The following is a 17,291-nucleotide window of genomic DNA, read 5'->3' as shown; positions in this document are numbered from 1 at the left end:
GAAGTCAGGCCCGTTGGCTGCGCACGGATTGCCGTGCGCGCACCTTGCCGGCCGACAGGCACACCACCTCGGAAATCTGGAGCAGCTGCCGCGCCAGCGGGCTGGTCTTGCGCCAGACCATGCCGATGGTGCGCGAGGGCTGCGGGTCGCGAAAGCGCGTGAGCGAGACCGAGGCCGATCGCGTCTCCACCGGCACCGCCATCTCCGGGATCAAGGTGACGCCGATGCCGGCGCTGACCATCTGGACCAACGTCGACAGCGAATTCGCATCCAGCATCTCGCGCGGCGGCGCCGATTGCATGTTGCAGAAGGACAGCGCCTGGTCGCGGAAGCAGTGTCCCTCCTCGAGCAGCAGGAGCCGCATCTCCCGCATCATCTCGCGCGAGGGTGCGGGCGTTCCCTCATCCGCGCCCGGCCGCACCAGCAGGAATTTCTCCTCGAACAGAGCGACCTCGGTGAGCGAGGGCTCAGACACCGGCAGTGCGACGATGGCGGTGTCGAGCCGGCCTTCGACCAGTTCCTGGATCAGCCGCGGCGTCATCGTCTCGCGCACGCGGATGTCGAGTTCCGGATGCATGCGCGTGAGATTCTTGGTGATCTTGGGCAGCAAATACGGCGCGATCGTCGGAATCATGCCGATGCGCAGTCGGCCGGCGAAGCGGTCCTGCGACGCCCGCGCGAAATCGCCGAGCTCATCGACCGAGCGCAGGATGTCGCGGACGCGGGGGGCGAGCTCTTCGCCGAACCGCGTCAGCGCGACCTGCCGGGCGGTGCGCTCCAGCAGCAGGCCGCCGAGCGCCTCCTCCAGTTCCTTGATCTGCATCGACAGGGCCGGCTGCGAGATCGAACTCGCCTCCGCCGCGCGCCCGAAATGGCCGTGACGCGCCAGCGCGTCGAAATACCGGAGCTGGCGCATCGTCACGTTGACCATCAGAAAATCCTATCGCAGCGATCATTAAAGTCAACTTCCCCTGATGGAATGCGAGGCTTAGACTGCTTCTACCTGGTCAAAGGCGCGAGTTCGACGCCACCAGAGGAGGTATTCATGGACGACACTTCAAAGTGCCCGTTTTCGGGTGGAAAACGCGTGCCGGCGAACCGCGATTGGTGGCCAACCCAGCTCAGCATCGAGATGCTGCACAAGAATTCCGGCCTGTCCGATCCGATGGGCAAGGAATTCGACTACGCCAAGGAATTCAAGACGCTCGACCTGAACGCGGTCATCAAGGACCTGACCGCCCTGATGACGGACTCGCAGGAGTGGTGGCCCGCCGACTTCGGTCATTATGGCGGCCTGATGATCCGCATGGCTTGGCACAGCGCCGGCACCTACCGCATCACCGATGGCCGTGGCGGCGCCGGTGCCGGTCAGCAGCGCTTCGCGCCGCTCAACAGCTGGCCTGACAACGCCAACCTCGACAAGGCGCGCCGGCTGCTCTGGCCGATCAAGCAGAAATACGGCCGCAAGATCTCCTGGGCCGATTTGATGGTGCTCGCCGGCAATGTCGCGCTGGAGTCGATGGGCTTCAAGACGTTCGGTTTCGCCGGTGGCCGCGCCGACGTCTGGGAGCCGGAAGAGCTGTATTGGGGTCCGGAAGGCACCTGGCTGGGCGATGAGCGCTACAGCGGCGAGCGCCAGCTCGCCGAGCCGCTCGGCGCGGTGCAGATGGGCCTCATCTACGTCAATCCGGAAGGCCCGAACGGCAAGCCGGACCCGATCGCCGCGGCAAAGGACATCCGCGAGACCTTCTTCCGCATGGCGATGAACGACGAGGAAACCGTCGCGCTGATCGCCGGCGGTCATACCTTCGGCAAGACCCATGGTGCGGGCGATCCGTCGCTGGTCGGACCGGAGCCGGAAGCGGGCGCGCTCGAGGATCAGGGTCTCGGCTGGAAGAGCAAGCACGCTTCGGGCCTGGCGGGCGATTCCATCACCAGCGGTCTCGAGGTGACGTGGACGACGACGCCGACGAAGTGGAGCAACAACTTCTTCGAGAACCTGTTCAAGTACGAATGGGAGCTGACGAAGAGCCCGGGCGGCGCGAACCAGTGGACGGCCAAGGGTGCCGATGCGATCATTCCCGACGCCTTCGACAAGTCGAAGAAGCACCGGCCGACGATGCTGACCACCGACCTCTCGCTGCGCCTCGATCCGGCCTATGAGAAGATCTCGCGGCGCTTCCTGGAGAACCCGGATCAGTTCGCGGACGCATTCGCCCGTGCCTGGTTCAAGCTCACCCATCGCGACATGGGTCCGATCCAGCGCTATCTCGGCCCGCTGGTGCCGAAGGAGACGCTGATCTGGCAGGATCCGATCCCGGCCGTGAATCACGAGCTGGTCAGCGATCAGGACATCGCTGCGCTGAAGACGAAGATCCTGGCCTCGGGCCTCTCGGTGCCGGAGCTGGTCTCGACCGCATGGGCGTCGGCCTCGACGTTCCGCGGTTCGGACAAGCGCGGCGGCGCCAACGGCGCGCGCATCCGTCTCAGCCCGCAGAAGGACTGGGAGGTGAACCAGCCGGCTCAGCTCTCGAAGGTCCTCGGCAAGCTCGAGGCGATCCAGAAGGAGTTCAACGCCTCGGCCGGCGCGAAGAAGGTCTCGCTCGCCGACCTGATCGTCCTCGGCGGCACCGCCGCGGTCGAGAAGGCCGCGAAGGACGCCGGCATCGACGTCAAGGTCGCGTTCACGCCGGGCCGCATGGATGCTTCGCAGGAACAGACCGATGCGGCTTCCTTCGCGCCGCTGGAGCCGCGCGCCGATGGTTTCCGCAACTACGTCGGCAAGCGGCAGCAGTTCCTGCAGCAGGAAGAAGCGCTCGTCGATCGCGCACAGCTTCTGAAGCTCACCGGACCCGAGTTGACCGTGCTGGTCGGCGGTCTGCGCGTGCTCGGTGCCAATGCGAACGGTTCGAAGCACGGCGTCCTCACCGCGAAGGTGGGTGCGCTGAGCAACGACTTCTTCGTCAACCTGCTCGACATGAGCACGCAGTGGGCGCCGGCGGCCGACGGCACCTACGAGGCTCGCGACCGCAAGACCAACGCGGTGAAGTGGACCGGCACGCGCGCCGATCTCATCTTCGGCGCGCACTCGCAGCTCCGCGCCTACGCCGAGGTCTATGCCACCTCGGACTCCAAGGAGCAGTTCGTGAAGGACTTCGCCAAGGCCTGGACCAAGGTGATGAACCTCGACCGGTTCGATCTCGCGGCGTAAGGCGGTGTTACACCTCTCCCGCTTGCGGGAGAGGTCGCGCCGAAGGCGCGGGCTCACCCCAGCCCTCTCCCGCAAGCGGGAGAGCGAGCGCAGCTCTCCCGGGGCGAGCACGAACACAAACAAAAAGGGCGGCCTCTCGGCCGCCCTTCGTTTTTCTGGACTGGTGCGAGACTTACTCGCCGGCCGCTTCGCGCGGGGCCTTCTCGCCCTCGGCGGCCTTGTCCTTGGCCTCGAGGTCCTCGCCGGTGGTCTGGTCGACCACCTTCATCGACAGGCGGGTCTTGCCGCGGTCGTCGAAGCCGAGCAGCTTGACCTTGACCTTGTCGCCTTCCTTGACGACGTCGGAGGTCTTCTGCACGCGCGCCGAAGCGAGCTGGCTGATGTGGACGAGGCCGTCCTTGGAGCCGAAGAAGTTCACGAAGGCGCCGAACTCCATCACCTTGACGACGGTGCCGTCATAGATCTGGCCGACTTCGGGCTCGGACGCGATCGACTTGATCCACTTGATCGCGGCCTTCATCGCCTCGCCGTCGCTGGAGGCGACCTTCACGGTGCCGTCGTCCTCGATGTTGACCTTGGCGCCGGTCTTCTCGACGATCTCGCGGATCACCTTGCCGCCGGTGCCGATCACTTCGCGGATCTTGTCGGTCGGGATCTTGAAGGTCTCGATGCGCGGCGCGTATTCGCCGAGCTCGGCGCGGGCGTTGGTCAGCGCCTTGGCCATCTCGCCGAGGATGTGGATACGCCCATCCTTGGCCTGGCCGAGAGCGACCTTCATGATCTCCTCGGTGATGCCCTCGATCTTGATGTCCATCTGGAGCGAGGTGATGCCCGATTCAGTGCCGGCGACCTTGAAGTCCATGTCGCCGAGATGATCCTCGTCACCGAGGATGTCGGAGAGAACCGCAAAGCGCTTGTCTTCCAGGATCAAGCCCATCGCGATGCCCGCGGTCGGCCGCTTCAACGGCACGCCTGCGTCCATCAGGGCGAGCGAGGCGCCGCAGACCGAAGCCATCGACGAGGAGCCGTTGGATTCGGTGATCTCGGAGACCACGCGGATCGTGTACGGAAACTCGTGATGCGGCGGCAGCACCGGGTGGATCGCGCGCCAGGCGAGCTTGCCATGGCCGATCTCGCGGCGCTTGGTGCCGCCGAGGCGGCCGGTCTCACCGACCGAATAGGGAGGGAAGTTGTAGTGCAGCAGGAACGTCTCTTTGTACGTTCCCGACAGCGCGTCGATGTACTGCTCGTCCTCGCCGGTGCCGAGCGTGGTCACGACCATCGCCTGGGTCTCGCCGCGGGTGAACAGCGCCGAGCCGTGGGCGCGCGGCAGCACGCCGACTTCGGCGATGATGTTGCGCACGGTCTTGGAGTCGCGGCCGTCGATGCGCTTGCCGGTGTCGAGGATGTTCCAGCGAACGATCTTGGCCTCGAGCTCCTTGAACACGCCGGCGATGCGCAGCTTGTCGTATTTCGGTTCCTGCCCTTCGGGGAAATAATGGGCGATCACCTTTTCCTTGACCTTGCCGACCGCGGCGTAGCGATCCTGCTTGACCGGGATGGCGTAGGCGGCGCGCAGTTCCTGCTCGACGAGGCCGAGCATTTCCTTCTCGAGCGCGGCATTGTCGATGACGGTGACTTCGCGCGGCTCCTTGGCGGCCTTCTCGGCGAGCTCGATGATCGCGTTGATCACCGGCTGGAAGTGGCGGTGACCGAACATCACCGCGCCGAGCATGATGTCTTCGTTCAGTTCCTTGGCTTCCGATTCCACCATCAGTACGGCGTCGGCCGTGCCGGCGACGACGAGGTCGAGCTGGGTGTCGACCATCTCGTCGAGCGTCGGGTTGAGCACGTATTCGTCATTGACGAAGCCGACGCGCGCGGCGCCGATCGGACCCTTGAAGGGAGCGCCCGACAGGGTCAGCGCAGCCGACGAGGCCACCAGCGCGACGATATCGGGATCGTTCTCCATGTCGTGCGACAGCACGGTGGCGATCACCTGGGTCTCGTTGCGCCAACCGTCGACGAACAGCGGACGGATCGGGCGGTCGATCAGGCGGGAGACCAGCGTCTCCTTCTCGGTCGGACGGCCCTCACGCTTGAAATAGCCGCCGGGAATGCGGCCGGCGGCGTAGGTCTTCTCCTGGTAGTCGACGGTCAGCGGCAGGAAGTCGACGCCTTCGCGCGGCGCCTTCGCCGCGACGACGGTGGCGAGCACCACGGTCTCGCCATAGGTGGCGACGACGGCGCCGTCGGCCTGGCGGGCGATCTTGCCGGTTTCGAGCTTGAGAGGGCGTCCGCCCCAGTCGATCTCGACTGAATGCTTATTGAACATAGAGGTCTTCTTTCATGGGTTCTCGAAACAAGGGACGCTTCGAAAAACAAAAACCATGCGCAAGATTGCGGGACGCTGATCGGAGCGGATGATCAGCGTCCTGCGATCCTGCCATGGTTTTTGGATTTCGGATGGCGTCCATCCTTTCGGGTCATACGGGCGCCTTGCCCGTTGTGCCCAGCCGCCGGATTGCTGCTGGACTGTCAGTCGGCACGAACGCGAACACCGAACTGCGGTCTTCGCCGATCGTGCCCCGGATGCTGGCCGTCACTCGAGTATGATCCGGAAAAGTGCGAATCGGTTTTCCGAAAAGATCATGCTCAAACAACAATCCAAAGTGCGATTCTTCGCGCTTTGGGCTCGCATCCGACGCGCACGCAGCCTCGATCAAAAACCTTCAAACAAACGCTTTCGTTCGAAACCACGCGCGAAAACGCGCGCCAGTGGCGCGCGCAGGAACACTTAACGACGAATGTTGTGCTTCTCGAGCAGTGCCTTGTAGCGCGCCTCGTCCCTCTTCTTGAGGTAGTCGAGGAGCGAGCGGCGGGTCGAGACCAGCTTCAAGAGACCGCGACGCGAATGGTTGTCCTTCACGTGGGTCTTGAAATGGCTGGTGAGGTTGTTGATGCGTTCCGACAGGATCGCGACCTGAACCTCGGGCGAGCCGGTATCGCCGGCCTTGGTGGCATTCGTCTTGATGACTTCCGCTTTGCGTTCTGCGGCAATCGACATCGTCAATTTCTCTCGTTGCGACCGGGGCTGGCAGTCAGGCCGGTCAGGTTGAACACACGCTTGGGGATGATTTCGCCATTGCCGACTTCGGCAAGCGCCAAAAGGCGGCCTGCCACCGTGACATAGACTGTGCCGCTACAAGTGGGCGCATCCCGTCCGCGCAACAAAACGGCCTGGCCCCGATGGAGCCTTGCCGCATCAGCCCGAGTGACGGCCAGTGCCGGGATGTCGTCCAGCGCGGTCTCAACGGGCAAAAGCGCGTCGGCGAGGCTGCCCTCGCCGGACGCGGCTCTATCGCACAAAGCCTCCAACTGATCCAGCGGAATCATGTCGTTTTCGCCAAATGGGCCGACCAGGGTCCGTCGCAGCGCGCAGATATGGCCATAAGTGCCGAGAATCCGGCCCATATCGCGGGCCAGCGCACGGACATAGGTGCCCTTGCCGCACTCGGCCTCGAACACGGCCCGGTCGTTATCCGGTTGATCCACAAGGGTTAATCGGTGAATCTCGACCGGGCGGGGAGCCAGCTCCACGACCTCGCCGTCGCGGGCGAGGTCATAGGCGCGCTCGCCCTGGATCTTGATCGCAGAATAGCGCGGCGGGATCTGCTCGATCACCCCGGTGAAGCGGGGCAACAGCGCCAGGATGGCCTCCCGGGTCGGGCGCAGCTCGGAGGTCGCGGTCACCCGGCCCTCGATGTCGTCGGTGTCGCGCTCCTCGCCCCAGCACACGGTGAACTGGTAGCGCTTGCGGCCGTCCATGACGAAGGGAACCGTCTTGGTGGCTTCGCCGAGCGCAATCGGCAGGCCGCCGGAAGCGAGCGGATCGAGCGTGCCGGCGTGGCCGGCGCGCTTGGCGTTGAACAGGCGCTTGAGCACGGCGACGGCCTGCGTCGAGGTCATGCCGATCGGCTTGTCGAGCACGACCCAGCCATGGACGTCGCGGCGGTCGCGGCGAACCTGGTTGCCCTTCTGCTGCTTGGCGCGGGGATCGTTGTTGACGCGGCGCGGCTCCTGGTGCGGCTGGGAATTGCCGCCCATGTCCGCAAAATTATTTTTCTGCACGTCGCGCTGATCGGCCTGTTCGCCGCCGATCGTGCCGTGAGCCGGGTCCATCGTCATTGCTCTTCTTCCCGATCCGAATCCGGATCCTGTTCCAGGTCCTTCTGCACCGCAGGTGTTCGCAAAAGCTTCTCGATCCGTTCCGCTTCGTCGAATCGCTCGTCGACGCGGAAGCGAACGTCAGGTGCAAATTTCAGGTTAACGCGCCGCGCGACTTCGCCGCGCAGGAATTTCTTGTTGCGCTCGAGCGCAGCGATGACGATCTCGGTGTCGCGGCCACCGAGCGGCATCACGTAGATTGTCGCGAGCTTCAGGTCGGGGGACATCCGCACCTCCGGCACGGTGACGATGTGACCTTCGAGGTCCGCATCATGCACGTTGCCTTGCGCCAGAATCTCGGCCATCGCATGGCGAACCTGCTCGCCGACGCGCAACTGGCGCTGCGAGCCTCCGCCGGACGCGGAACTTTTTTTCTGGTGGTGGCGCGGCATTCTGGAAATCACCTCGTCGTGCCCGCGTTTGGGACACGAGCATTGTCATTTGTCCGTTGAAACGAAGAGGCGCGGATGGCCGGAAAAAATCCGGCCATCTCACTCCCGCTATTTCAGCTCAAAAAGATCCGGGCGCTTCGGTAAGATTTGGACTTACAGGGAGCGCTGGATCGTCTCCACGCGATAACACTCGATCACGTCACCGGCACGCATGTCGTGATAGTTCTCGAAGGCCATGCCGCATTCCTGACCGGACTGGACTTCCTTCACTTCGTCCTTGAAGCGCTTCAGCGTCGACAGCTTGCCTTCGTGCACGACGACGTTGTCGCGGATCAGGCGCACATTGGCGCCGCGTTCCACGGTGCCGTCGGTGACGCGGCAGCCGGCGACCTTGCCGACCTTGGAGATGTTGAAGATCTCCAGGATCGCGGCATTGCCAAGCATGGTCTCGCGCAAGGTCGGCGCGAGCAGGCCGCTCATCGCCTTCTTCACGTCGTCCACGAGGTCGTAGATGATGTTGTAGTAGCGGATCTCGATGCCGTTGCGCTTGGCGGCCGCAGCGGCTTCCTTGTTGGCACGAACCGAGAAGCCGATGATCGCGGCGTTGAAGCCTTCCGCGAGCGTCACGTCCGACTCCGAGATACCGCCGACGCCGGCATGCAGGATGCGGGCGGCGACTTCGTCGGTGCCGAGCTTCTCCAGCGAGCCGAGGATCGCTTCCAGCGAGCCCTGCACGTCGGCCTTGATGATCAGCGGGAATTCCTTGCGGCCCGCCGTCTTCAGCTGCGACATCATCTGCTCGAGCGAGCCGCGCATGCCGGAGATCGAGGCTGCCGCGTTCTCGCGCTTCTGGTGCGCGCGGTAGCTCGTGACCTGGCGGGCGCGGGCTTCGTTCTCGACGACGGCGAGGCGATCGCCGGCTTCCGGCGGACCGTTGAAGCCGAGCACCTCGACCGGCACCGAGGGACCGGCTTCCTGCACCGTCTCGCCCTGGTCCGAGATCAGCGCGCGGACGCGGCCCATCTCGGCGCCGGCAACGATGATGTCGCCGACACGGAGCGTGCCGCGCTGGACCAGCACGGTCGCGACCGGGCCACGGCCGCGGTCGAGCTTGGCCTCGATCACGGTGCCTTCGGCCGGACGCTCCGAATTGGTCTTCAGGTCGAGGATATCGGCCTGGAGCGCGATCATCTCGAGCAGCTTGTCGAGATTGGTCTTGTTCTTGGCGGACACCTCGACGTCGACGACGTCGCCGCCGAAGGATTCCACCTGCACTTCGTGCTGGAGCAGCTCGGTGCGCACGCGCTCGGGCTTGGCATCGGGCTTGTCGATCTTGTTGATGGCAACGATGATCGGCACCCGCGCCGCCTTGGCGTGGTTGATGGCTTCGACGGTCTGCGGCATCACGCCGTCATCGGCCGCGACCACCAGCACGACGATGTCGGTGACCTTGGCGCCGCGGGCGCGCATCGCGGTGAACGCGGCGTGGCCGGGCGTGTCGATGAAGGTGATCTTCTTGCCGCTTTCGGGCGACACCACCTGATAGGCGCCGATATGCTGGGTGATGCCGCCGGCTTCGCCGGAGACCACGTTGGCATGTCGGAGCGCGTCGAGCAGCGAGGTCTTGCCGTGGTCGACGTGACCCATCACGGTCACCACGGGCGAACGCGTCTCGGTGTCGGTGGAATCGTCGACCTGGTCGAACAGGCCTTCTTCAACGTCGGACGCGGCGACGCGCTTGACGGTGTGACCGAGCTCTTCGGCGATCAGCTGCGCGGTGTCGGCGTCGATCACGTCGGTGATCTTGTGCATCGCGCCCTGCTTCATCAGCATGCGGATGACGTCGACCGCGCGCTCGGCCATGCGGTTGGCGAGCTCCTGGATCGTGATCGCTTCCGGAATGATCACCTCGCGGATGAGCTTTTCCTTCGGCTCGTTCGAGGCATGGCCCTTCAGACGCTGGGTGCGGCGGCGGAACGAGGCGATCGAGCGCTCGCGCACCTCGTCGGCGTTGAGCGCGGTGACCACCGTGAGACGGCCGCGCTCTTTCTGCGGGCCGGGCTTGTGAGTGGTCTTGGGAGGCGGCGCGGGACGCGCGGCGCCGCCGGGACCGCGACGGATCTGGCGCGGCGCCTCGTCCTCGTCCGGCTCGGCCGCAACTGCGGGGCCGCGACCTGCCGGTGCACCCGGACGCTGCGCGGTCGTCGTTGCAGGACGCGCGGTCGTTGTTCCCGGGCGGGTCGTCGTGGTTCCGGGCCGTGCCGCGGGCGCACCGGGGCGCGGTGCGGGCGCGGCCGGCGCTGCGGTCGCGGGACGCGCGGCCGAAGCCGGCTGCTCGCCCTCGCCAAAACGCTTCTTGGCCTCGGTCTCGGCCTTCCGCTTGGCTTCGTCCTCGTGGCGATGGCGCTCGTCCTCGGCCTTGCGGCGGGCTTCGGCGGCTTCGCGCTCGGCGCGTTCGGCGGCCTCGCGGACAGCGCGGCGCTGGGCCTCTTCCTCGGCCTGGCGGCGTTCCTCGACTTCGCGCAGCTTGGCATCGGCCAGCGCGCTGGCACGGGCCGAACGCTCGTCCTCGGTCAGGGTGCGCAGCACCACGCCGGAACCGGCATTGCGCGGCGCGGCGGGCGGCGGAGCCGGGCGCGACGGGGCAGGCGCGGCGGGCGCCGGCTTTGCGGTCACCTCGGGCGCGTGCGGCTCGGGACCGTCGCCAATACGGCGCTTGCCGCGCTTCTCGACCACGACCTGCTTGCTCCGGCCGTGGCTGAAGCTCTGGCGCACGGTGCCCGTTTCGACGCGCGGCTTGAGCGATAGCGTCTTGCTCGGAACGCTCAGCTTCTTGTCGCCAGGGGTCTTGGTATCAACCATTCAGCAGTCCTAATCCTGATCTTGTTGTCGTTGTGCGTTGCCGCACAGTCATGTCGGTTGGTCGTTGTCTCTCAGAAATCCTGGCCGCGCTTTTCGGCAGTCTTGTCATCGTCCGCCATCCGGTATCGGACCAGCATCTGGCTACGTGACAGGAATGACCTGCTCGCCGGGCCCGCGAGCAGCGCAGCATGTATCACATTTGACCGGGTCAGTGCCAAATCCAATTCTATCGATTTCAGTCCGGTCACGACGGGAATCTGCGGCTTGGCGCCGCGATTTCCGGCATTTTGACGCGCCAGCATGTCCAATTTGCGGATTCCGTCCGCGGCCCCGTCGCTGGCGTGGATCAGGACCTCGACCGTGCCTTCCCGAAGCGCGCTCTCGACCTTGCCGAAGCCGGCCACGACCTGGCCCGCCTTTGCGGCAATCCCAAGGGCTTCCGTCACGCTCCGGACCAGGAGCGCCTCGATGTCGGCGGGAAGCGTCTGAGGGGTGCGCAGCTCGCGCTTGAAGGCCTTGCTAAATTGGTGACGCCGCACCGCTTCCGCAACCACCTCGCGCGAGGCGGTGATCCACATGCCGCGTCCGGGCAGCTTGCGCTTGAGATCGGGAACTATGTGCCCTTCTGGCGAGACGACGAAACGGATCAGCTCGTCGATCGGTCGGACCTCGCGGCTGACCGCGCACATCCGCATGGTCGCGGACCTTTCGGTCCGCGGCCCATGGTCGAGATCGTGGTCAGTATCTGCGAGCATCCGGGCGACATTCTCCTTCGTCCTTAAGCCGGCTGATCTTCGCTCGCCTCAGCCTCTTCAGCGGGCTTGGCGAGATCGGCCTCGGTGATCCAGCCGGCCTTGACGCGGGCCTGCATGATCATCGCTTCGGCATCGTCACGGGAAATCTCGATACCGTCGAGCGCACCCGGATATTTGGTGGATTCGCCACCTTCCTTGCGCTCGGTCCAGCCGACCAGATCGTCGGTGGCGCAGCCGGCGAGGTCGTCGACGGTCTTGATGTCGTTCTCGCCGAACTTCACCAGCATCTTCGAGGTGACGCCGGGCACGTCCTTGAGAGCGTCCTCGACGCCGAGTTCCACGCGCTTGGCCTCGAGCTCGGCTTCCTGCTGCTCGAGATATTCGCGGGCGCGGTTCTGGAGCTCCTGCGCGGTCTCCTCGTCAAAACCCTCGATGCCGGCGAGCTCCTTGATGTCCACCATGGCGAGTTCCTCGACCGAGGTGAAGCCTTCGGACGCCAGCAGCTGGCCGACCACTTCGTCGACGTTGAGCGATTCCATGAAGACGCGGGTGGAGTTCTCGAAGTCGGCCTGGCGGCGCTCCGATTCCTCCTGCTCGGTCAGGATGTCGATATCCCAGCCGGTGAGCTGCGAGGCCAGGCGCACGTTCTGGCCGCGGCGGCCGATCGCCAGCGAGAGTTGGTTGTTGGTATCGGGCACCACGACCTCGATGCGCTCGCGGTCTTCGTCGATGACGACCTTGGAGACTTCGGCCGGCGCCAGCGCGTTGACCACGAAGGTCGCGATGTCGGGCGACCAGGGAATGATGTCGATCTTCTCGCCCTGCAATTCGTTCACCACGGCCTGCACGCGCGAGCCGCGCATGCCGACGCAGGCGCCGACCGGATCGACCGAGGAATCGCGGGAAATCACGCCGATTTTCGCGCGCGAGCCGGGATCGCGGGCAACCGCCTTGATCTCGACGATGCCGTCATAGATTTCCGGCACTTCCTGCGCGAACAGCTTCGCCATGAACTGCGGATGGGTGCGGGAGAGGAAGATCTGCGGGCCGCGGGTCTCGCGGCGGACGTCGAAGATATAGGCGCGGACGCGGTCGCCGTTGCGGAACACTTCGCGCGGCAGCATCTCGTCGCGGCGGATGATGGCTTCACCGCGGCCGAGATCGACGATCACGCTGCCATATTCGACGCGCTTGACGACGCCGTTGACGATGTCGCCGATGCGGTCCTTGAATTCCTGATATTGCCGGTCGCGCTCGGCCTCGCGCACCTTCTGCACGATCACCTGCTTGGCCGACTGCGCAGCGATGCGGCCATATTCGAGCGGCGGCAGGGTGTCGGCGATGGTGTCACCGACCTGGGCGCCGGGATTGGCGCGCTGCGCATCCACCAGCGAAATCTGGTTGGAGTGGTTTTCGACCTTCTCGACCACCAGCATGTGGCGCGACAGCCGCAGCTCGCCCTTCTTCGGGTCGATCTCGGCGTGAACGTCAGTTTCGCTGCCGTAACGGGCCCGCGCCGCCTTGGCGATGGCGTCCTCCATCGCCGCGATGACGATGCCGCGGTCGATCGATTTCTCGCGCGCGACGGCATCGGCGATCTGGAGCAGTTCAAGTCGATTGGCGCTGACTGCCATGGCTAGTCTCCTTCGTCAGGCTCGATCTCGCCGCGCCGCGCGCGTTCGGCGGCCAGGCGATGTTTCTTCGTATTGGTCGGTGCCGGCTTCTTCTTCGGCTTGGTGTTCTTGGTCGTTTTTTCGCTGATTTTCGCGTGAGGCGCAGCCGGCGGCTCCAGGCCGAGATTGCGGCGCATCTCGCGCGCCGCGGCCTTGCCACGGCGCATCGATTCCGCGATCAGCTCGTCGGTCAGTACCAGCCGGGCCTCGCTGATGTCCTCCATCGTCAGGAGAACGTCGCGTTCCTCGCCGGCCTTGACGTCGTCGCGCTGCAGATGCACGCGGTCGCCTTCGACAGCGCCGATCATGCCGCGGAACCGCTTCCGCCCCTCATGGGCGACCGCCATCTCGACCTTCACCAGATGTCCGGCATAGCGCTCGAAATCGGAACGCCGCACCAGGGGGCGATCGATCCCCGGCGAGGAGATTTCCAGCCGATAGGCGCGATCGATGGGGTCGGCGACGTCGAGCACGGGCGACAGCGCCCGCGAGATCGCCTCGCAATCCTCGATCTGCATCGAGCCGTCCGGGCGCTCGGCCATGATCTGCACGGTGCAGCCGGCCTCGCCGGAAATGCGGATCCGCACCAGGCGGTAGCCCATGCCCTGGAGCACGGGACCTGCCACCGCGGACACCCGTGCCGCGACGCCCGGCTCGACCACGAGCCTCGGCTCGGCCAGCAACTCGGCATCCGTGGAACCAGCGGTCGGTTCGGTCATATCCAGGGTCAAGGCGCTCGATGGTTAAGGCTTGGTTACGATTTCAAAGCCCGCTTCGGAACTCTCCCGGCAGCTCGCCGGGCCGCATCTTCCGCCAAGCCGCGCTCAGGTAATAAAAAAGAGCGGGTCCTTTCGGGCCCACTCTCACTACGCGGATCGTATGAGAAGATGAATTGGCGCTGATATAGCCCTTTCCACCCTCGCGGACAAGGCCCATCGCACGGCAGGCGAGGCTTTTTGCGCCTTTCCAATGGCCCCCCGCGCAACGCTTCCTTCATCAACGGGGCCTAAATTCCCTGATTGTGGGGCGACTTGGACCAAGGGCGCACCCGCGGCGTGCCCTGTACGAGTTTGCGTTTTCATGACCGTTGCCACGTCGCTCATTCCCGGACTGGACGATATCGTCAAACGCGGCGACCCCCGGCGCCGTGGCGAGATCGCGCGTGCCATCGCCGAGCTGTTCTTCCAGGATCCCGCCAAGCTCCGTCCCGAGCTCATCGATCTCTTCGACGATCTCCTGATCGATCTCGTCCCGCATGCCGAGCTCGCCTCGCGCGTCGATCTCGCCGAGCGCTTCTCGCGCCTGGACAACGCGCCGCGGCACCTGGTGAACCAGTTCGCGCGCGAAAACGAGATCATGGTGGCGGCCCCTGTGTTGCGCCGCTCGCCCGTGCTCGACGAAGCGGCGCTGGTCGAGATCGCGCGGCTGAAGGGCCAGGGTCATCTGCTGGCGATGACGGAGCGTCCCGCCCTGTCGTCTGTCGTCACCGACGTACTGGTCGAGCGCGGCGACCGCGACGTGGTGCGTCGCGCCGCAGGCAATGCCGGTGCGATGTTCTCACCCGGCGGCTATTCCGAGCTGATCAAGCGTGCCGCGCAGGACGGCGTGCTGACGCTCAAGATCGGTCAGCGCAACGATCTTTCGGGCGAGCACCTGAAAGAGCTGCTCAACGGCACGCTCGACGTCATTCGCCGCCGTCTCTCCAGCGTGGTCAATCCCGTGCGCCAGGTCGAGATCAAGCGCGCCATGGCGGCCATCGAGGAGGCCGCGCTGCCGCCCGGGCCGCGGCGCGATTTCACGGCGGCACAGCGCACGGTGCTCGGTCTGCATCGCGAGGGCCATCTCGGCGAGAGCGCGCTGCTCGGCTTTGCCAAGGCAAACAAATACGAGGAAGCGATCGCCTCGCTCTCGGCGATGTCCGGCGTCCGCCTCTCGATCCTCGACCGCCTGATCGCGGGCGACCGCTACGATCCGATTCTGATCCTGGGGCGCGTGCTCAATCTCGGCTGGCCCACGGTGCGCGCGCTCATCCTGCTCTGGTACGGTCCGCATCGCACGCCGGCCGATGCCGACATCGAGGCCGCCCGCATGAACTTCACGCGCCTGATGCCGACGACGGCGGAACGCGTCGTGAATTTCTGGCGCAACCGGCAGACGATCTGAAGTTACTGTGTTGGTCATTCCGGGGCGATGCGAAGCATCGAACCCGGAATCTCGAGGTTCCGGGTTCGCGCTTCGCGCGCCCCGGAACGACAATCAGCTTCTTCTGAACCGCAAATACGTCGCCTTGCGTCCTTCGCGCGCGGCCTTCCGGCCGTAGCGCGTCATCGTGTAGCCGTCCCATGGCTGCCGGAAATCGTCGGCGCGCTCCGCAAGCCATTTGAAGTCCGCCGAGCGCGCAAGATGCGACAGCGTCCAGGCGCAGTAATCGTCGATGTCGCAGACGAAGCGGAATTCGCCGCCGACCTTCAGCGCGCGCGCCATTGCGGCGATGGTCCTGTCCTGGACGAAGCGCCGCTTCCAGTGCCGCCGCTTCGGCCAGGGATCCGGGTGGATCAGGTCGATCCGCGACAGCGAGGCCTTCGGCAGCCAGGCCAGGAGCTCGGCGGCATCGCCCGCGAACAGACGGATGTTGGCGATGTTGCCGGCCTCGATCTGCGCGAGGATCTTCGCCATGCCGTTGACATAGGGCTCGCAGCCGATGAAGCCGGTCGTGGCGAAGTTCAGCGCCTCGGCCGCAAGATGCTCGCCGCCGCCGAAGCCGATCTCGAGCCGCACGTCGCTCGCCGCGGGATCGAAGATCTCGCACGCATTCCCCGGCGCCTCGCCCGCGATGTCGAGCGCAAGATGCGGCAGCAGATGATCGATCAGCTCGGCCTGGTGCTGCCTGAGCTTGTGGCCCTTGCGGCGCCCGAAGAAGGCGCGCTCGCTGTCATCGCGATCGGGATCTGACTTGCGTTCGCTCATCGCAGCGTCTGATACAGGCGATAGAGCAGCCGCGCGCGCGGTTCGAGCGACGAGACATAGAGCTGCTCATAATGGGTGTGTGCGCCCTTGCCGTCGACGCCGAGCCCGTCGAGCGTGCCGGTGTGGGGAGCGGTGAAATTGCCGTCCGAGCCGCCGCCCGTGTAGGTGTCGATCAGTTCGAAGCCGATCTCCGTGGCGAGCGTCCTGGCATGCTCGTACAGCGAGGCACCTGCATTGCCCTTCTCGTAGGGCGGACGATTGAGCTCGCCGGTGACCTTGACGGTGACGCCTTCCGTCTTCGACCTCAGGGCGAGGATCTTGCCGACGAATTCGTCCGCATCGGTGAAGCTCGGCACGCGCAGATCGATTTCGGCATAGGCCTCTTCCGGCGTCACGTTGGGGCGCGTGCCGCCGCGCACCACACCGACATTCACGGAGACGCCGCGCGCCGGGTCGTTCATCCCTTCCAGCGTCAAGATGATATTGGCGAGCTCGCGGACGGCGCTGCGACCATCTTCGGGTCGCGAGCCGGCATGCGCAGGCACGCCCTTGATGAACACCTGGAAGCGTCCGACGCCCTTGCGTCCGGTGACGATCTTGCCGCCGTCGCGTGCCGGCTCCGTCACCAGCACGTATTTGGCCTTGCGCCCTTCCTTCTCGATCAGCGCACGCGAGGTGGGGCTGCCGATCTCCTCGTCGGAGGTGAACAAGTGGGTGATGCCGAGTGGCGAGCGCTCGGCCGTGGCGCACAGCGCGCGAAACGCGTGATGGGCGATGTAGGCGCCGCCCTTCATGTCGTAGATGCCGGGACCGAACGCGCTGTCGCCTTCGACCTTGAACGGCAGGCGCTCGATGAATCCCAGGGGATGAACGGTATCGAGGTGGCTCAGCACCAGGATGCCGGGCCGGTCCTGGCCCCAGGCCGAGCGTGCCAGCAGATGATCGCCGCAGCCGTCGACGCCGGCGATGCGCTCGAGCGTGACAGGCAGATCGCGATAATGATCCGCGACCAACGACACCAGCCTGTTGACCTGTTCAGGCGCCTCTGTCGGCGTCTCGATCTCCACCCAGCGCCGGATGCCGTCGAGAATAGTTTGGTTATCAAACCAGTTGGAGTTCGTCATGGGCGCATCTATGCCTTTGAATCGCATCATCCGGGAGGACGCGCGTCAAAGCGCGGCCGCAAATGACGACATAGGCCAGA

At 65.3% G+C, this 17,291-nt stretch carries 13 protein-coding genes; 2 read left to right on the top strand and 11 right to left on the bottom strand.

From position 1 onward, the window contains the following. Positions 1-4: 4 nt before the first annotated feature. Positions 5-931, bottom strand: coding sequence for a hydrogen peroxide-inducible genes activator (locus AAFG50_RS41485; RefSeq protein WP_011083599.1), 927 nt, complete (start codon positions 929-931; stop codon positions 5-7). A gap of 114 nt (positions 932-1,045) precedes the next feature. Between AAFG50_RS41485 and katG the strand changes: the two genes are divergently transcribed. Then, complete coding sequence (katG, locus tag AAFG50_RS41480; protein ID WP_028172516.1) at positions 1,046-3,211, top strand: catalase/peroxidase HPI; 2,166 nt, start codon at positions 1,046-1,048, stop codon at positions 3,209-3,211. A gap of 172 nt (positions 3,212-3,383) precedes the next feature. Here katG and pnp read toward each other — a convergent pair whose 3' ends face one another. The 8 genes from pnp to rimP form a co-directional block, all read right to left on the bottom strand. Beyond that, positions 3,384-5,546 carry a polyribonucleotide nucleotidyltransferase gene (gene pnp / locus AAFG50_RS41475; RefSeq protein WP_028172517.1) on the bottom strand — a complete coding sequence of 721 codons (2,163 nt, stop codon included), beginning with the start codon at positions 5,544-5,546 and terminating at the stop codon, positions 3,384-3,386. Between the two features lie 462 nt (positions 5,547-6,008). Beyond that, the gene (gene rpsO / locus AAFG50_RS41470) at positions 6,009-6,278 is read right to left on the bottom strand and encodes a 30S ribosomal protein S15 (protein WP_011083602.1); all 270 of its coding nucleotides are present in this window, start codon (positions 6,276-6,278) and stop codon (positions 6,009-6,011) included. Between the two features lie 2 nt (positions 6,279-6,280). Continuing rightward, positions 6,281-7,399, bottom strand: a complete 1,119-nt coding sequence (gene truB, locus AAFG50_RS41465; protein ID WP_028172518.1) for a tRNA pseudouridine(55) synthase TruB — start codon at positions 7,397-7,399, stop codon at positions 6,281-6,283. Continuing rightward, entirely contained in the window at positions 7,396-7,830 is a 435-nt protein-coding gene (gene rbfA / locus AAFG50_RS41460) for a 30S ribosome-binding factor RbfA (protein ID WP_011083604.1), read from the bottom strand. Before rbfA ends, truB begins: the two co-directional genes overlap by 4 nt. Positions 7,831-7,983: 153 nt before the next feature. Beyond that, on the bottom strand, positions 7,984-10,692 hold the full coding sequence (gene infB / locus AAFG50_RS41455; RefSeq protein ID WP_028172519.1) for a translation initiation factor IF-2: 2,709 nt from the start codon (positions 10,690-10,692) through the stop codon (positions 7,984-7,986). 71 nt (positions 10,693-10,763) lie between these two features. Beyond that, on the bottom strand, positions 10,764-11,447 hold the full coding sequence (locus AAFG50_RS41450) for an RNA-binding protein (protein ID WP_011083606.1): 684 nt from the start codon (positions 11,445-11,447) through the stop codon (positions 10,764-10,766). A gap of 23 nt (positions 11,448-11,470) precedes the next feature. Then, on the bottom strand, positions 11,471-13,081 hold the full coding sequence (gene nusA, locus AAFG50_RS41445; protein ID WP_028172520.1) for a transcription termination factor NusA: 1,611 nt from the start codon (positions 13,079-13,081) through the stop codon (positions 11,471-11,473). A 2-nt stretch (positions 13,082-13,083) separates the two neighbouring features. Continuing rightward, entirely contained in the window at positions 13,084-13,839 is a 756-nt protein-coding gene (gene rimP, locus AAFG50_RS41440; RefSeq protein WP_028172521.1) for a ribosome maturation factor RimP, read from the bottom strand. 361 nt (positions 13,840-14,200) lie between these two features. Between rimP and AAFG50_RS41435 the strand changes: the two genes are divergently transcribed. Next, positions 14,201-15,283, top strand: coding sequence for a DUF2336 domain-containing protein (locus AAFG50_RS41435; RefSeq protein WP_011083609.1), 1,083 nt, complete (start codon positions 14,201-14,203; stop codon positions 15,281-15,283). 93 nt (positions 15,284-15,376) lie between these two features. Here the strand turns inward: AAFG50_RS41435 and AAFG50_RS41430 are convergent, their stop codons facing one another. Then, the gene (locus AAFG50_RS41430) at positions 15,377-16,087 is read right to left on the bottom strand and encodes a tRNA (guanine(46)-N(7))-methyltransferase TrmB (RefSeq protein ID WP_028172522.1); all 711 of its coding nucleotides are present in this window, start codon (positions 16,085-16,087) and stop codon (positions 15,377-15,379) included. Then, complete coding sequence (locus AAFG50_RS41425; protein WP_039186496.1) at positions 16,084-17,241, bottom strand: M20 family metallopeptidase; 1,158 nt, start codon at positions 17,239-17,241, stop codon at positions 16,084-16,086. Before AAFG50_RS41425 ends, AAFG50_RS41430 begins: the two co-directional genes overlap by 4 nt. Positions 17,242-17,291 lie beyond the last annotated feature (50 nt).

Source organism: Bradyrhizobium sp. B039, assembly GCF_038965675.1.
Classification (GTDB): Bacteria; Pseudomonadota; Alphaproteobacteria; order Rhizobiales; family Xanthobacteraceae; genus Bradyrhizobium; species Bradyrhizobium diazoefficiens.
Note: the sequence above shows the minus strand (reverse complement) of the source record. Positions and strands in the feature narration are given on the sequence as shown.

What these genes read in the sequence shown, in the direction of transcription:
- katG (WP_028172516.1), top strand. Translation starts at nt 1,046, where the DNA reads ATGGACGACACTTCAAAGTGCCCGTTTTCGGGTGGAAAACGCGTGCCG.
- AAFG50_RS41435 (WP_011083609.1), top strand. Translation starts at nt 14,201, where the DNA reads ATGACCGTTGCCACGTCGCTCATTCCCGGACTGGACGATATCGTCAAA.
- AAFG50_RS41450 (WP_011083606.1), bottom strand. Translation starts at nt 11,447, where the DNA reads ATGCTCGCAGATACTGACCACGATCTCGACCATGGGCCGCGGACCGAA.
- rpsO (WP_011083602.1), bottom strand. Translation starts at nt 6,278, where the DNA reads ATGTCGATTGCCGCAGAACGCAAAGCGGAAGTCATCAAGACGAATGCC.
- infB (WP_028172519.1), bottom strand. Translation starts at nt 10,692, where the DNA reads ATGGTTGATACCAAGACCCCTGGCGACAAGAAGCTGAGCGTTCCGAGC.
- AAFG50_RS41485 (WP_011083599.1), bottom strand. Translation starts at nt 931, where the DNA reads ATGGTCAACGTGACGATGCGCCAGCTCCGGTATTTCGACGCGCTGGCG.
- rbfA (WP_011083604.1), bottom strand. Translation starts at nt 7,830, where the DNA reads ATGCCGCGCCACCACCAGAAAAAAAGTTCCGCGTCCGGCGGAGGCTCG.
- truB (WP_028172518.1), bottom strand. Translation starts at nt 7,399, where the DNA reads ATGACGATGGACCCGGCTCACGGCACGATCGGCGGCGAACAGGCCGAT.
- pnp (WP_028172517.1), bottom strand. Translation starts at nt 5,546, where the DNA reads ATGTTCAATAAGCATTCAGTCGAGATCGACTGGGGCGGACGCCCTCTC.
- rimP (WP_028172521.1), bottom strand. Translation starts at nt 13,839, where the DNA reads ATGACCGAACCGACCGCTGGTTCCACGGATGCCGAGTTGCTGGCCGAG.
- nusA (WP_028172520.1), bottom strand. Translation starts at nt 13,081, where the DNA reads ATGGCAGTCAGCGCCAATCGACTTGAACTGCTCCAGATCGCCGATGCC.
- AAFG50_RS41425 (WP_039186496.1), bottom strand. Translation starts at nt 17,241, where the DNA reads ATGATGCGATTCAAAGGCATAGATGCGCCCATGACGAACTCCAACTGG.
- AAFG50_RS41430 (WP_028172522.1), bottom strand. Translation starts at nt 16,087, where the DNA reads ATGAGCGAACGCAAGTCAGATCCCGATCGCGATGACAGCGAGCGCGCC.